This is a genomic window from Plantactinospora siamensis, from assembly GCF_042434095.1.
Lineage (GTDB): Bacteria > Actinomycetota > Actinomycetes > Mycobacteriales > Micromonosporaceae > KBS50.
In genome coordinates, this window is the sequence record NZ_JBHLUE010000011.1 from 327,244 (window position 1) to 341,110 (window position 13,867).

General features: G+C 73.1%; 14 protein-coding genes. 6 read left to right on the top strand and 8 right to left on the bottom strand.

Annotation, left to right across the window (positions count from 1 at the left end; genetic code table 11):
* The first annotated feature begins 105 nt into the window (after nucleotides 1-105).
* Genes ACFFHU_RS14535 through nudC form a run of 3 tightly spaced genes read left to right on the top strand, consistent with a single transcriptional unit; the run spans nucleotide 106 to nucleotide 3,706 of the window.
* A complete protein-coding gene (locus ACFFHU_RS14535; protein ID WP_377339083.1) occupies nucleotides 106-1,416 on the top strand; it encodes a M16 family metallopeptidase in 1,311 nt (436 codons plus the stop codon).
* Entirely contained in the window at nucleotides 1,413-2,738 is a 1,326-nt protein-coding gene (locus ACFFHU_RS14540) for a M16 family metallopeptidase (protein WP_377339085.1), read from the top strand. The genes ACFFHU_RS14535 and ACFFHU_RS14540 overlap by 4 nt, the downstream gene beginning before the upstream one ends.
* Complete coding sequence (gene nudC / locus ACFFHU_RS14545; protein ID WP_377339087.1) at nucleotides 2,735-3,706, top strand: NAD(+) diphosphatase; 972 nt, start codon at nucleotides 2,735-2,737, stop codon at nucleotides 3,704-3,706. The genes ACFFHU_RS14540 and nudC overlap by 4 nt, the downstream gene beginning before the upstream one ends.
* Before the next feature lie 119 nt (nucleotides 3,707-3,825).
* Here nudC and ACFFHU_RS14550 read toward each other — a convergent pair whose 3' ends face one another.
* From ACFFHU_RS14550 to ACFFHU_RS14570, 5 genes are all read right to left on the bottom strand, one after another.
* Nucleotides 3,826-4,098, bottom strand: a complete 273-nt coding sequence (locus ACFFHU_RS14550) for a hypothetical protein (protein ID WP_377339089.1) — start codon at nucleotides 4,096-4,098, stop codon at nucleotides 3,826-3,828.
* 208 nt (nucleotides 4,099-4,306) lie between these two features.
* A complete protein-coding gene (locus ACFFHU_RS14555) occupies nucleotides 4,307-4,549 on the bottom strand; it encodes a DUF397 domain-containing protein (RefSeq protein ID WP_377339091.1) in 243 nt (80 codons plus the stop codon).
* 78 nt (nucleotides 4,550-4,627) lie between these two features.
* Entirely contained in the window at nucleotides 4,628-5,611 is a 984-nt protein-coding gene (locus ACFFHU_RS14560; protein ID WP_377339094.1) for a helix-turn-helix domain-containing protein, read from the bottom strand.
* Nucleotides 5,612-5,803: 192 nt separating this feature from the next.
* Complete coding sequence (locus ACFFHU_RS14565; RefSeq protein ID WP_377339097.1) at nucleotides 5,804-5,935, bottom strand: hypothetical protein; 132 nt, start codon at nucleotides 5,933-5,935, stop codon at nucleotides 5,804-5,806.
* 57 nt (nucleotides 5,936-5,992) lie between these two features.
* On the bottom strand, nucleotides 5,993-6,235 hold the full coding sequence (locus ACFFHU_RS14570) for a mycoredoxin (protein ID WP_377339099.1): 243 nt from the start codon (nucleotides 6,233-6,235) through the stop codon (nucleotides 5,993-5,995).
* A gap of 77 nt (nucleotides 6,236-6,312) precedes the next feature.
* On the opposite strand from ACFFHU_RS14570, the gene ACFFHU_RS14575 reads away from it, so the two are divergent.
* Together ACFFHU_RS14575 and ACFFHU_RS14580 are read left to right on the top strand one after the other, a co-directional pair.
* Nucleotides 6,313-8,475 carry an ATP-dependent DNA helicase UvrD2 gene (locus ACFFHU_RS14575; protein WP_377339100.1) on the top strand — a complete coding sequence of 721 codons (2,163 nt, stop codon included), beginning with the start codon at nucleotides 6,313-6,315 and terminating at the stop codon, nucleotides 8,473-8,475.
* Nucleotides 8,476-8,990: 515 nt separating this feature from the next.
* Nucleotides 8,991-9,356, top strand: a complete 366-nt coding sequence (locus tag ACFFHU_RS14580) for a WhiB family transcriptional regulator (protein WP_377339102.1) — start codon at nucleotides 8,991-8,993, stop codon at nucleotides 9,354-9,356.
* Between the two features lie 520 nt (nucleotides 9,357-9,876).
* Here the strand turns inward: ACFFHU_RS14580 and ACFFHU_RS14585 are convergent.
* From ACFFHU_RS14585 to ACFFHU_RS14595, 3 genes are all read right to left on the bottom strand, one after another.
* The gene (locus ACFFHU_RS14585; protein WP_377339104.1) at nucleotides 9,877-11,247 is read right to left on the bottom strand and encodes an ABC1 kinase family protein; all 1,371 of its coding nucleotides are present in this window, start codon (nucleotides 11,245-11,247) and stop codon (nucleotides 9,877-9,879) included.
* A gap of 4 nt (nucleotides 11,248-11,251) precedes the next feature.
* Nucleotides 11,252-12,412 carry a hypothetical protein gene (locus tag ACFFHU_RS14590; protein WP_377339106.1) on the bottom strand — a complete coding sequence of 387 codons (1,161 nt, stop codon included), beginning with the start codon at nucleotides 12,410-12,412 and terminating at the stop codon, nucleotides 11,252-11,254.
* A 214-nt stretch (nucleotides 12,413-12,626) separates the two neighbouring features.
* Nucleotides 12,627-12,794 (bottom strand): DUF5679 domain-containing protein, encoded by a 168-nt coding sequence (locus ACFFHU_RS14595; RefSeq protein WP_198347997.1) that lies wholly within the window; start codon nucleotides 12,792-12,794, stop codon nucleotides 12,627-12,629.
* Between the two features lie 524 nt (nucleotides 12,795-13,318).
* Between ACFFHU_RS14595 and ACFFHU_RS14600 the strand changes: the two genes are divergently transcribed.
* Nucleotides 13,319-13,852 (top strand): M48 metallopeptidase family protein, encoded by a 534-nt coding sequence (locus ACFFHU_RS14600; RefSeq protein WP_377339108.1) that lies wholly within the window; start codon nucleotides 13,319-13,321, stop codon nucleotides 13,850-13,852.
* The last annotated feature ends 15 nt before the right edge of the window (nucleotides 13,853-13,867 follow it).

A 13,867-nucleotide genomic window follows, 5' to 3' on the forward strand; every position in this document is an offset into this window, starting at 1 on the left:
TAGTGGGCCACATGGGCCGGCCAGTCAATGGCCCGCCCGGGTTGTCGGGCCACGACGTACGGCCGCGCCGCCCACCGGCCGGCGCCCACGCGCTAGGGTCGGGACGTGACGGCGCGGAGATCGGGAATTCCAGCCACGACCTATCCGGTGGAACGGTTCACCCTGGACAACGGGCTGCGGGTGGTCCTCACCCCGGACCGCAGCGCACCCGTGGTGGGGGTGGCGGTCGTCTACGACGTGGGCATCCGATCCGAGCCCGAGGGCCGGACCGGGTTCGCCCATCTCTTCGAGCACCTGATGTTCCAGGGCTCGGAGAACCTCGAGAAGCTCGCCCACTTCCGGCACGTCCAGGGCGCCGGTGGCACCTTCAACGGGTCGACCCACCTGGACTACACCGACTACTTCGAGACGCTGCCGTCGAACGCGCTGGAGCGGGCGCTGTTCCTCGAGGCGGACCGGATGCGCGGTCCCCGGCTGACCGAGGAGAACCTCCGCAACCAGGTCGACGTGGTCAAGGAGGAGATCCGGGTCAACGTGCTCAACCGGCCGTACGGCGGATTTCCCTGGCTGAAGCTGCCGCCGGTCATGTTCGACACGTTCCCCAACGCCCACGACGGGTACGGCTCCTTCGCCGACCTGGAGAGCGCCACCGTGGCCGACGCCGCGGACTTCTTCGCCCGCTACTACGCCTGCGGCAACGCGGTGCTGGCGGTCTCCGGCGATCTGGACGTGGCCGAGGCGACCGCGCTGATCGAGCGGCACTTCGGCGACGTGCCGGCCCGACCGGCGCCCGACCGCCCCGACTTCACCGAGCCGGACCTCAGCGCCGAGCGCCGGGAGACGTACACCGATCCGTTGGCGCCGCTGCCGGCGGTGGCCAGCGCCTGGCGGGTGCCCGACCCGATCACCGACTTCGCCGGCTACCTGCCGTACGTGGTGCTGGCCGAGGTGCTCACCGACGGCGACGCCTCCCGGCTGGTCCGCCGGGTGGTCCAGCGCGACCGCGCGGCCACCAACATCGGCGGCTACCTCGGCTTCATGGGCGACCCGTTCGACGTGCGCGACCCCACCGCCCTGCTGCTGCAGGCCCACCTGCCCCCGGGCGGCTCCGTGGACAAGGTGCTGCGGACCGTCGACGAGGAGCTCGACCGGCTGGCCACCGACGGCCTGGACGAGGGCGAGCTGGAACGCACCCAGGCGCGGATGGCCACCCACCTGCTCCGGGAGACCGACGCGGCGTTGGGTCGCGCGCTCTCGATGGCCGTGCTGGAACAGCAGCGGGCCGAGCCGGCGCTGCTCAACGAGCTGCCCCGGTGGATCGGCGAGGTCACCGGCGAGCAGGTGCGCGCCGCGGCAGCCACCCTCCGGCCCGAGCGCCGGGCCTCGATCGACGTCGTCGCCGGAGGTGCGAAGTGACCGCCCGTACGCTGCCCGCGCTCGGCCCCACCCGCCGACTCAGCCTGCCCGACCAGGCCGAGCGGACGCTCGGCAACGGGCTCACCGTGATCGCCGTGCACCGGCCCGCCGTGCCGCTCGTCGAGGTGCGGCTCTGGGTGCCGTTCGGCGGCGCGCACCTGGCCCGGGCCGCGCTGCTGGCCCAGACCCTGCTGTCCGGCACGGGCGAGCTGTCGAACGTCCAGATCGCCGCCGAGCTGCAGACGGTGGGCGGCGGGCTCTCCGCAGGCGTCGACCCCGACCGGCTGATGATCTCCGGCAACGGCCTGGTGACCGGCCTGGACCGGATCCTCGACCTGATGTCCCAGGTGCTCGTCGGCGCGTCCTACCCGGCCGACGAGGTGGCCACCGAGCGGGACCGGCTGATCGACCGGATCCAGGTGGCCGGCAGCCAGCCCGCGCACCTGGCCCGGGTGGCGCTGCTCAAGCGGATGTACGGCGACCACCCGTACGCCGTGCAGACGCCGGACGCCAGCGACGTCAAGGTGGTGGAGCCGGCCGACCTGCGCGGCCTGCACGTCGACCGGGTGCAGCCGGGCGGCGCCATCCTCGTGCTGGTCGGCGACGTCGAGCCCGAGCGGGCGCTGGACGCCGCGGAGCGAGCCCTGGGCGGCTGGTCCGGCGCGGCCCAACCGGTCGAGCTGCCCCCGACGCCGCCGCTCGAACCCGGCGCGGTGCTGGTGGTGGACCGGCCGGGCTCGGTGCAGTCGTCACTGCGGATGGCCCTGCCGGCGGTCCCCCGGACCCATCCGGACCACGCGGCGTTGCAGCTGGCCAACCTGCTCTTCGGCGGCTATTTCTCGTCCCGCTGGGTGGAGAACATCCGCGAGGACAAGGGCTACACGTACGGGCCGCACTCGCTGGTCGACCACTCGGTGGCCGGCTCGGCGCTGGTGGTCTCGGCCGAGGTGGCCACCGAGGTCACCGCCCCGGCGCTGCTGGAGACCACGTACGAGCTCGGCCGGCTGGCCGTGCTGCCGCCCGGCGAGGACGAGCTGGAGCAGGCCCGGCAGTACGCGCTCGGCACCCTCCAGCTCGGCGTCTCCACCCAGGCCGGGCTCGCCGCGCTGACCAGCTCGTACGCCGGTGCCGGGCTGCGCCTGCCGTTCCTGGCCGAGCACGCCGACCGGCTGGCCCGGGCCACCCGGGAGGACGTGGCCGCGGCGGCCGCGCGCTACCTGGCGCCCGCCCGGGCCGTGACGGTGATCCTCGGGGACGCCGAGCGGATCGCCGACCAGGTCGGCACGCTCGCCCCGGTCCGCCGGGAGACCGCGCCCTCGTGACCGGACCGTCCGGGCCGGAGGCCGTCCCACCGTTGGCCCGAGCGTCGCTCGACCGCGCGGCATACCGGCGGCTCGACCCCGAGTGGCTGGCTGCCGCCTGGCAGCGCGGCCGGCTGCTGGTGGTCGACGTCGTGGGCGGCGGCCGGGTGCTGGTCACCCGCGCCGGTGAGCGGCCGGAGCTGGTGCTGCTCGACCCGCCCGCCGCGCCGCCGCACCAGAGCGCCGACCGGCTCTACCTCGGGGTCGAACCGGACGGTACGCCGCTGTTCGCGCTGGACGCGCCGCTGCCGGAGGTGCCGGGCGCCGAGCCGGCGGACCTGCGCACGGTGGGGCACCTGCTGCCCGACCGGGACGCCGGCCTGCTGACCACGGCCGTGGCGCTGGCCAACTGGCACGCCCGACACGCCTTCTCGCCGCGTTCGGGCAAGCCGACCCTGCCCGCCGAGGGCGGCTGGTCGCGGCTGGAGGAGGACGGTCACCAGCTGTGGCCGCGTACCGACCCGGCAATGATCGTGCTGGTGCACGACGGGGTGGCCGGCCCGGACGGCCGGTGCCTGCTGGGCCACAACAGCGGCTGGCCGGACCCGCCGGGTTCGCGGCGCTTCTCCTGCCTGGCCGGGTACGTCGAGCCGGGCGAGTCGGCCGAGGCGACCGTGCGGCGCGAGGTGGCCGAGGAGGTCGGCGTGGCGGTCGACTCGATCAGCTATGCCGGCAGCCAGTCCTGGCCGTTCCCCGGTTCGCTGATGCTCGCCTTCTTCGCCCGGGCCGATCCCACCGAGCCCATCCGGCTGGATCCCGCCGAGATCGACCGCGCCCGCTGGTTCAGCCGGCGGGAGATCGCCGCGGTGCTGGCCGGTGGGCGGACGGACGACGGCGACGGGCGCGCCGTGCTGCTTCCGCCGCCCTCGTCGATCGCGCTGTTCCTGATCGAGCAGTGGGTGGGCGACCCGGCGAGCGTCTCGGGCTGAGGCAGGCAAATCTTGGCCCGCGCCCGCCGTTGCCGCGGCGGTCGCGGGCCAAGATTTTCTGCCGTCGTGGCCGGCCTGGCCTGGTGCGCGGCGGGGAGCCGGCCGGTCGACGACGGTGGTCAGGCGGTTGGTCGAGACGCCGGCTGCCGGCACCGGTCGGGCTCGCCGATCGGCAGCACCTTGACCCGTTGGCGGCCGGCCCGGACGGCGCCCACGGTGGACAGCGCCCGGGCGAGTCCGAGGGCCGCGTCCCGATCGTCGGCCCGGACCGTCTGCCGGCGGGGCTCGGGAGAGGTCCGTTCGTCGCGGAGGCGCCGGCCGCCGGCCAGGGCGGCGGCGAGGTCGTCGTCGGCGGCGGCACTGATTTCGGTCCGTACGATCAGAAACCGCATGAGTGGCTCCGGAAACCGAGTGGTGCACGTGTCTCGTGGAAGTTCCACGAGTTCCGGAAATATGGTCACGCCGCTCGGGGTGCCAGGCAAGCATTTTGCGTTGATCCGGCACACGAGCACCCGATCGGGTGACGCCGATGGTCCACAAGCCGGAGGGCCGCCGGTTCCCCGATCGGGGAACCGGCGGCCCTCGACAGCCGAAAGTCGCCTAGTTCAGGTCGAACTCGCCGTCCTTGGTGCTGGCGATGAAGTCGGTCCACTGGGTACGACCGAAGATCAGCACGGGTCCGCCCCGGTCCTTGCTGTCCCGGAGGGCCACCGGGTCCATGCCGCCACCGAGCGGAGCGACCTCCACGCAGTTGGAGGTCTGACTGCGGGAGCTGGTCCGCCAGGGGGCGGCCAGCAGCGCGTCCTCGCCGTGGCTCGGCATCGGCATCCGGACATCGTTCATGAGGTACTCCTGGTCTCCATGCTGCTGTACAGGGCGAGCGACCACGACCCGGCTCCCGCGCGCCGGCTCGCGGTGCGCTCACTGCTCTGTGAGCCGACCGGCGTGCGGGGTGCGTTGGGGCGGCGGTAGCGCGGCGCCCCGTACCCGGGCTCCGGACTCAGCACCCCCGGAGCCGCGACCCGCCGCGTCGGCCAGCCACGACTTTGTGGCATCGGCCGAGAGTGCCGCCGCTTGCAGCCACTCGAACAGTACTTTATAGCCGTTGAGCTCTTTCCGCTCCGAAACCATGAAATTCAGGGAAAGTCCCTCTATAGCCACCGTTTCCGGGTCACGCGGGTCGGCGAACCGGTACACCGAGAAGCCCGTGTGCGGCAGGTAGTGGCCCGGCATGACGACGTCCTGCGGCAGGATCCGGATGGTCACGTGCGGCAGCTCGGCGAGCTTGCACAGGTGCGCCAGCTGCCCGCGCATCACCTCGGCCGAGCCGGCCCGCGGGCCGAGCGCGGCCGCCTCGATGATGGCCGTGTATTCCGGCGGGACGGCCTCGTCGTACAGCAGCCGCTGCCGGGACAGCCGCGCCTGCACCTCGGTGTCCGGGTCCGCGGCGTCGCCGGCCTCGCGGTCGTCCGGATCGTTGAGCGGTTGCGACGAGGTGAACCGGACCCGGGCGTACTCCTGGGTCTGCAGCAACCCCGGGATGATCACGGGGCTGTACTCCCGGATCTCGGCGCAACCCGCCTCGAGCTCGGCGTACTGGCGTTGCCGGGGCGTCATGGTGGGATAGCGGCGCAGCCAGGACCGCATGTCCCCGGCGCCGCGGACGATGGCCACCACCTCGTCCCGCTCGCTCTCGGTCACCCCGTAGATTTCGAGCAGATCCAGCACGTCTCGCAGCTCGGGTCGGCTGCGGCCGTTCTCCAGCCGGGACAGCTTGGAGGCCGACGCCCAGCCGATCCTTTCGATCACCTGGTCGCCGGTCAGCCCGGCGGCTTCCCGGTACTTGCGCAGCTCGATCCCCAACCTGCGGCGACGCAGGATCGGACTCTGCTGTTGAGGAGGCATGGGATCTCACTTCCGATCGTGTCGAATCCCCGGGCGTCCCGAAGGTTGATCACCGAGCGGAACGCGCCCCCCACCGTAAGTACGAGAACGACCATTGTGCCGCATCTCCTGCATCCGCCCGCGTGTCCCAGCGGTAAAACGCCGGGATCGCCGCGAGCGTGGTGGTCTGCGGCGAAAACAGGCGTGACGGATTCACGACGCGCTGTCCGGGCGCACGCCGGCGACCGCCGCCGGGAAGTCCACGCCAGCGACCGCCGCCGGGAAGTCCACGCCAGCGACCGCCGCCGGGAAGTCCACGCCAGCGACCGCCGCCGGGAAATCCACGCCAGCGACCGCCGCCGGGAAGTCCACGGCGGCGGTCCGGTCGAGCGCTGGGTGGCCTCAGCCCGCGAGGCTGGCCAGCCGGTCCTTGACCTGCTTGATCGAGGGGTTGGTCAGGGCCGAGCCGTCGGCGAACCGGATGGTCGGGACCGTCTGGTTGCCGCCGTTGACGCTCATCACGAACTCGGCCGCGGCCGGGTCCTGCTCGATGTCCACGACCTGGTAACCGATGCCCTCCCGGTCGAACTGCGACTTGAGCCGGTGGCAGTAGCCACACCAGGGCGTCGAGTACATGGTCACCATGATCGGGTCCTCCCGTTTTTCTCCGTCGGACAGGCTATCCGCTGCAACGTCGGGGCGGGCTGCCATGATTCCTAGCTGTGGCGGCGAACTCAGCTCTTGACCGGGTGCTGGCCGGCCTCGACCCCGAACAGCGGACCGCGGTGACCGCGCCCGCGGTGCCGGTCTGTGTGCTGGCCGGGGCGGGCACCGGAAAGACCAGGGCGATCACCTCGCGGATCGCGTACCGGGCGCTGGCCGGTGAGATCGCCGGCCGGCACGTGCTCGCGGTGACCTTCACGGCCCGAGCCGCAGCCGAGCTGCGGGCCCGGCTCAGCGGTCTGGGCGTGGCGGGCGTGCAGGCCCGGACGTTCCACGCCGCGGCGCTGCGCCAGGTCCGCTACTTCGCCCCCCGGCTGCTCGACGGGCGGGCCATGCCGGAGCTGCTGGACAGCAAGGTCCGGCTGGTCACCCTGGCCGCGGCGCGGGCCGGCCTGCGGACCGACCGGGCCGCCGCGCGGGACCTGGCCGGCGAGATCGAGTGGGCGAAGTCGTCGCTCGTGGAGCCGGGCGAGTACGCCGTGGCGGCCGCCAAGGCGGCCCGGGACACCCCCTTCGAGGCCGCCAGGGTGGCCGAGGTCTTCGCCGCGTACGAGCAGATCAAGCGCGGGAACGGGGTCATCGACTTCGAGGACATGCTGCGCGCCGCGGTCTGGGGGATCGAGGAGCATCCGGACGTCGCCGAGCAGGTCCGGGCGCAGTACCGGCACTTCGTGGTGGACGAGTACCAGGACGTGAACCCGCTCCAGCAGCGCCTGCTGGACGCCTGGCTGGGCGGCCGGGACGACCTCACCGTGGTGGGCGATGCCAGCCAGACGATCTACTCGTTCACCGGGGCCACCTCGAGCTACCTGGTCGACTTTCCCCGGCAGCGGCGGAACGCCATGGTGGTGCGGCTGGTCCGGGACTACCGGTCCACCCCGCAGGTGGTGGGGCTGGCCAACGCGGTCATCCAGCAGGCCCGGGGCGCGCAGGCGCGGCTCCGGCTGGAGCTGCGCGGGCAGCGCCCGCCGGGCCCCGAACCGGACGTACGCATCTTCACCGACGAGCCGGCCGAGGCCGCCGCCGTGGCGGTCCGCTGCCGTCAGCTCATCGACGCCGGCACCCCGGCCCGGGAGATCGCGGTGCTCTTCCGGACGAACGCGCAGTCCGAGGCGTACGAGAAGGCGCTGGCCGAGGCCGAGGTGCCGTACGTGGTGCACGGCGCCGAGCGGTTCTTCGAGCGGCCGGAGGTCCGGCAGGCCATCGTGGCGTTGCGGGCCGCCATCCGCTCCACCCCCGGCCAGACCCCGCTGGTCGCCGCCGTGGTCGATGCGCTCGCGGCGGTCGGCTGGGCGCCGGACGCGCCGCCCGCCGGCGGGGCCGCGCGGGAGCGCTGGGAGGCGCTCGCCGCCCTGGTCCAGCTTTCCGAGGAGTACGCGGCCAGCCCGACCGTGCTGCCGCTGGGCGAGGCCGCGGCCGTCGAGCGGGCGGTCACCCTGGCCGACTTCTGCGCCGAGCTCCAGCAGCGCGCGGCGCAGCAGCACGCGCCCACGGTCGACGGGGTGACGCTGGCCTCGCTGCACTCGGCCAAGGGCCTGGAGTGGGACGCGGTGTTCCTGGTCGGGCTCGCCGACGGCACGCTGCCGACCACGTACGCGCGAACGCCCGAGCAGCTGGAGGAGGAGCGGCGGCTGCTCTATGTGGGGGTGACCCGGGCCCGGGAGTGGCTGTGGCTGTCGTACGGCGGCGCCCGCTCGCCCGGCGGCCGGCTCCGGCGTCCGTGCCGGTTCCTGCCCCAGCTGGACCGCTCGGGCGGGGACCGCGGCGCGCCGGCGGCCGGGTCCGGGGTCCGCGCCGAGCGGCGCCGCGTCCGGCCGGTCTCCTGCCGGGTGTGCGGCGCGACCCTGCTGGCCGGCACCGACCGCAAGCTCGGCCGGTGCGCCACCTGCCCGTCCGACCTCGACGAGGAGCTGCACGAGCGGCTGCGCGAGTGGCGGGTCCGGGTGGCGGGCGCGCAGAAGGTGCCGGCGTACGTGGTCTTCACCGACGCCACCCTCACGGCGCTGGCCGAGCGACGCCCGGAGCGGTCGGAGGATCTGCTCGCGATCGCCGGCATCGGGCCGCGCAAGCTCGGCCTGTACGGCGACTCCGTGCTGGCCCTCGTGTCGGGGGCCGCGGTCGACGATCTGGCGCCGGAAAAAACTTTCCAGAATGAGTCGTAAAACCGTTTGCCCTCGCCCCCGGGGGAGGCATAGCCTCAGGACACACCACGACGAGCGGCGTCATTTGCGCTGCTCCCGGGGTGGGCCAGATGGTTCGAAGAGCGATGTGTGAGGAGGCGAGTTCCGTGGAGACGACGACCTATTACGGCGAGCGGCTGACGGCGCTGCCTGCTGCCCTCGCTCCGATGTCGGCTGCCCGGATCATGCCGGTTGCCGACGCCCCGTGGGCTCCGCGGGTGCACCAGGTCTCCGCTCAGCCCGAGCGGCTCCTGGTCCAGCCGATTGCCGGAGTTCAGGGGACCAATGGGTTCGCGGGTAAGGGCGCCCCGGCCAGCAAGCCGGCCACGGACGCCCGCGGCGTTCCACCTCGAGGTAGACCACCGGTCTGATCCAGACCACCGGCTCACCTCGAGGCCGCGGAACCCGCATACCGGGATCCGCGGCCTCAGTTTTTTGTTCCGCCCAGGTGTTGAACAGCGATCCACGAGATCGAGCGAGAGAGAGGTGACCGGGCGATGAGTCTGGCGTTGGCCCCCCTCGACCACCAGGTCGAGCTGGAGGCGAACCTGCCCTGCCGGAAGTTCGACCCCGACCTGTGGTTCTCCGACTCGCCGGCCGAGCTGGAACTGGCCAAGTCGATGTGCGGGGACTGCCCGCTGCGGCTGGAGTGCCTGTCCGGCGCGGTCGAGCGGGCCGAGCCGTGGGGCGTCTGGGGTGGCGAGATCTTCGAGCGTGGCGCGGTCGTTCCGCGTAAGCGGCCCCGTGGCCGTCCGCGCAAGGAGGACGCCGCTCGGGACGCGGCCCTGCGGGTCGAGACCGAGACGCGGCTGGCGAGCAGCGGTGCCGCCGCGTCCCGCAACAGCGTCCGGCTGGCGGCCTGACATGGCCCCGATCAGCGCGCCGACCGGCATCACGCCGGCGACCACCACCGAGATGAACCCCGTTACCACCCAGCGAACCGGAGTCACCGAGATGTATCTCATCCACGAAGCACTATCCAAGGTACGAATGCGACGGCCTCAGGCCGGTCCTAGCACCACGCGCACTGAGGCAGTCCGATCCGCCCGCGTCATCGCGCTCAAGGCCCACCAGGCCTCGGCACGGGAGCTGGGCCTCTTCTGATCCGTTGTGACCGCCGGTCGACCCATGATCGCGGACACCGAACATGGCGGGGGCACGTCCGGTCCGGGCGTGCCCCCGCCGCCGTCCGGGCCGGCTCGCGCCGCCGTCCGGCGGCCCGCCGTCCGGCGTCGCCGCGGCCGGCCGACCCTCCGGCGTCGTTTCGGGTGCCGGGCCCCCGGCGTCGCCGCCGCCGGCGGACCCTCCGGCGTCGTTGCGGCCGTGACCCCGGCGTCGTCGCGGCGTCGCTGTGACCGGCCGAGAGTGCGGCGTCGTTTGCGGTCAGCCGACCGGGGCGAAGCCCGGCAGCCACCGTTCCAGGATGCCGCGGTACGGCGCCTTGGCCTCGAGCTGGCAGAGCACCCCGATGGAGCCCAGCGTCACCCGGTGGATCAGCAGGTATTCCGGCGGCAGGTTGAGCTGCCTGCTCAACTGGTAGGCCGACGACCGGGGGCTGGCCAGCCGGGCCGCCTCGGCCCGCAGCCAGGCCCGGGAGAAGCGGAACTCGTCGACGGTCAGCGGCTCGAGCATCGGCACCAGGAAGTCCAGCACGGCCTGGGCGTCGATCGGCTCCGCCCGCCGGATGAAGCCCTCGGCGCGTAGCCCGTCGACCACCGCGTCCGCCTCGCCGGCCAGGGCCAGCCGGACCAACCGGCCGATCGGCTCGGGCGTGCCGTCGGGCAGCCGGGCCACGGCGCCGAAGTCGAGCACCCCCAGCCGACCGTCCGGCAGGAGCCGGAAATTGCCCGGATGCGGATCGGCGTGCAGCAGGTGCGCCCGCATCGGCGCCGACAGGTGCAGGGTGGCCATCGCCTCGCCGGCCCGGTCCCGCTGTTCCTCGGTGCCGGTGGAGATGATCTCGGACATCGGCGTGCCCTCGACCCACTCGGTCACCAGGACCCGGGGCGCCGCGGCCAGCACCTGCGGGACGTAGATGTCCGGATCGCCGGCGTACGCCGCGGCGAAGGCCCGCTGCGACTCCGCCTCGAGCCCGTAGTCCAGCTCCTCGGCGATCCGCTCGCGCAACTCGGCCAGCAGGGGCTTGATGTCCAGCCCCGGCTGGATGGCCCGGAACATGGCGCCCAACCGGGAGAGCTGTTTGAGGTCGGCGAGCAGGGCGTCCCCGGCGCCCGGGTACTGCACCTTCACGGCCACCGGCCGCGCCGCCCGGCCCGCGCCGGCCCGCCGTCGCGAACCGCGACCGGCCGTCGTGGGTGGCCCCTGCCAGACGGCCCGGTGCACCTGACCGATGCTGGCGGCCGCGGCCGGACTGTCGTCGAACTCCACGAAGTGGCTCCGCCAGTCCGGGCCGAGCTGGTCGGCGAGGACCTTGTGCACGCTCGCCACCGGCAGCGGCGGAGCCGCCTCCTGGAGCTTGGTGAGCGCCTGCCGGTACGGCGCCGCCATCTCCTCGGGCAGGGCGGCCTCGAACACCGAGAGCGCCTGCCCGAACTTCATGGCACCGCCCTTCAGCTGCCCCAACACGCTGAACAGCTGCTCGGCGGTGCGCTGCTGGATCTCGGCGGAAATCACCTCGGAGGCCAGGCCGGTCACCCGCTTGCCCATGCCCAGGACGGTGCGGCCGGCGAAGCCGAGCGGCAACGCGGCAAGCTTGGCGGTCCGGGACACCGCCCGGCGCGGGATGTCGGTCACCAGATCATTGTGACCGACTCTCTGGTTCGGTGACCGCCATGCGGCCGGGCTCACTCCCGACGGATCCGGACAACCCGGACCGGTCGGGCGGCCCGGGTCGACCGGCAGACCGGGCTCGACCGCCCCGGGAGCACGCGCAGGCGGGGTGCGGCGGCCAGGCCCGATGGCGGACCCGGCCTGGGCCGGTGAGTTCGGCGGCCCCGCCCGCGGTCTCCGGCACCCCGCCGTCCAGGTGCCGGAGGATCTCGTCGGTGGCGTAGCCCGTCGCGGCGAGCAGCGTCGGCGTGGTGCACGGCTGGAGCCGGGGGCGGGCGGCGAGTTGGGCGGCCAGGCCGGGCCAGCCCGGGTCGCGATCCTGGCGGTGCAGGTCAAGGCAGTTGAGGCAGGGTCTCCCGAGCGCGGTCACGAACGGTCCGACCACCGCCACGCCGTCCCGCACGTCGACCAGCAGGTGCGGCTGCCGGCGCTGCGCGTACCCGGCGGCCACGAGCGCGGCCGGCCGGTCCGTGCCCACCTGCACGACCAGCTCGGCCCGGTCCCGGCGCGCCGGCTCGGCCCGGACGCCGGGGGCCACCCGACCGAGCGCCTCGATGACGGCGGTCGTGCGGTCCCGCCCGATGTCCGCGGCCGCCAACCCACCACCGACCAGATCGGCCGGCTCGACCCGGCCGCGAAGGTCGATAGTGACCTTCCCCACTCCGGACTGCCCGAGCGCGATCGCGATCGGCGCGGCCAACCGGCCGCGGCCGGTGATCGCCACCCGGGCGGTGGTGCGCCGCCGGAGGGCCTGGGCCGGGGTGCCGGCGGCCGACGCGCCGTTGAGCGCGATGGCCACGGCCTCGGCCAGCAGGCGGCGGCGCTCCGGATCGGGCAGGCCGGGCGGCAGCAGCGCCGCGGCCCCGACGAGCAGGCCGGCCGCGCGCAGCTGCTCGAGCAGCGTCCGGGCGTCCTCCCGGCGGAGACCCAGCCGGGTGGCCTCGTCGAGCACGCCGCGTTCGCTGTGTCCGCCGTCGAGCAGGTCGAGCAGCCGGGCGACCAGCGGATCGGCCACCTCGAGCAGGATCGCGCGCTCGGGGTGGAGGCCGAGTTGCAGCGTGTGCCGGTCGCGCCAGAGCCGGACCAGCCCGGGCAGCAGCGTGGGGCGGAGCAGGGGAGCGGGGGCCACACCTGACAGCGTGTCACCGTAGCCGAACCCTCCGCCAATCGTTGTCCACAGGCGGACCCCCGAACGCCGTGGGTTATCCACAGCCTCCGGCGAGTTATCCACAACTCATGAGTAGCTATGTGATCGCCGGCGATAGCGCTGCGTGACTCCACCGGACAACGCGAGGGGCGGCCGCTGGGCGGCCGCCCCTCGCGTCTGGTCCGGGTCCCTCAGGTCAGACCTTGGCCTTGCCCAGGATGCGGTTCACTGTTGTGCCGCAGACCGGACACTTGCCCTTTGCCATGTTCATGCCCGTCTTCGAGACCTCGACGTGGCCCTCGAAGTCGCGCTTCTCCTTGCACTTCACGCAGTACCCGTTGTAGGTCTGGGCCTTGTCGGCCACGGCGCTCCTCCTCGTCCTTTGTCCGCCGGAGTGATTCCGGCGCCTCCGCGCGCTGGCACGCGACCGCGCCGCGCGGAAGATCTGGCCGCGGCCACGCAGTGACCGCTGGTCCGCGGACCCTACCCAGGTCGGGGCACATCCATGTCAGGATTCGCGGACAGTGTGAATTAGTTGACGGTCAGAGTGTGCATGCCGCAATAGGTCGGATAAGTCAGTTTCGCAGTGACACGCCGGATGAACACCCCAGAGGGCCCCTTTTGGCTACGGAGGCCATGGTGGTGCGGCGCCGTGATCGCATACGGTGGGCGGCGGTACGCTGATCCCGAGGCGGATTTGCGAGGCGATGACGCGAGACGCGGAAATGTCATCCGCGCGCTACCGGACGTCATCCAAAATTTTTCAGGACAAGCCGCCCCTAACCGGTACTTTCCCGGCCCCACCCACCGGGTTGGCCCTTGCGGAGGGTGACCCGATACCCATTAGCTTTCCTTCGTGAAGTATTTCCCGGGCCCGACCGTCCGCTGATGGCCGGGGCCCGCAAGCCGGTCGTCGAGGTACGGCGCAGTCAGCGCCGGCGCCGAACGGTGTCCGCGTACCGGGACGGCGAGCGGGTTGTGGTCCTCATTCCGGATCAGTTCTCCCGGGCCGAGGAGTCGGAGTGGGTCGCCCGGATGCTCGCCCGGTTGGCCGCCCGGGAGGAGCGGCTGAGCCGGTCCGACGACGAACTGCTGATCCGCGCGCACCGGCTGATCGACCGCTACCTGAGCGAGTACGCGGACGCGGCCGTGCCGGCGAGCGTCCGGTGGGTGACCAACCAGAACGGCAGGTGGGGATCGTGCACCCCGGCCGACCGCACCATCCGGATCTCGCACCGGATCCAGGAGATGCCCGACTGGGTGATCGACTACGTGCTGTTGCATGAGCTGGCCCACCTGCTGGTGCCCAGCCACAACGCCCGGTTCTGGGCCCTGGTGAGCCGCCACCCGAAGTCGGAGCGCGCCCGGGGCTACCTCGAGGGAGTGGCCGCCGCCAGCGGCGCGGTCCTGGCCGAGGACTGAGCCGCGCCCTAGGGT

What these genes read in the sequence shown, in the direction of transcription:
- ACFFHU_RS14570 (WP_377339099.1), bottom strand. Translation starts at nt 6,235, where the DNA reads ATGGTGACCATGTACTCGACGCCCTGGTGTGGCTACTGCCACCGGCTC.
- ACFFHU_RS14580 (WP_377339102.1), top strand. Translation starts at nt 8,991, where the DNA reads ATGAGTCTGGCGTTGGCCCCCCTCGACCACCAGGTCGAGCTGGAGGCG.
- ACFFHU_RS14600 (WP_377339108.1), top strand. Translation starts at nt 13,319, where the DNA reads ATGGCCGGGGCCCGCAAGCCGGTCGTCGAGGTACGGCGCAGTCAGCGC.
- ACFFHU_RS14560 (WP_377339094.1), bottom strand. Translation starts at nt 5,611, where the DNA reads ATGCCTCCTCAACAGCAGAGTCCGATCCTGCGTCGCCGCAGGTTGGGG.
- ACFFHU_RS14555 (WP_377339091.1), bottom strand. Translation starts at nt 4,549, where the DNA reads ATGAACGATGTCCGGATGCCGATGCCGAGCCACGGCGAGGACGCGCTG.
- ACFFHU_RS14550 (WP_377339089.1), bottom strand. Translation starts at nt 4,098, where the DNA reads ATGCGGTTTCTGATCGTACGGACCGAAATCAGTGCCGCCGCCGACGAC.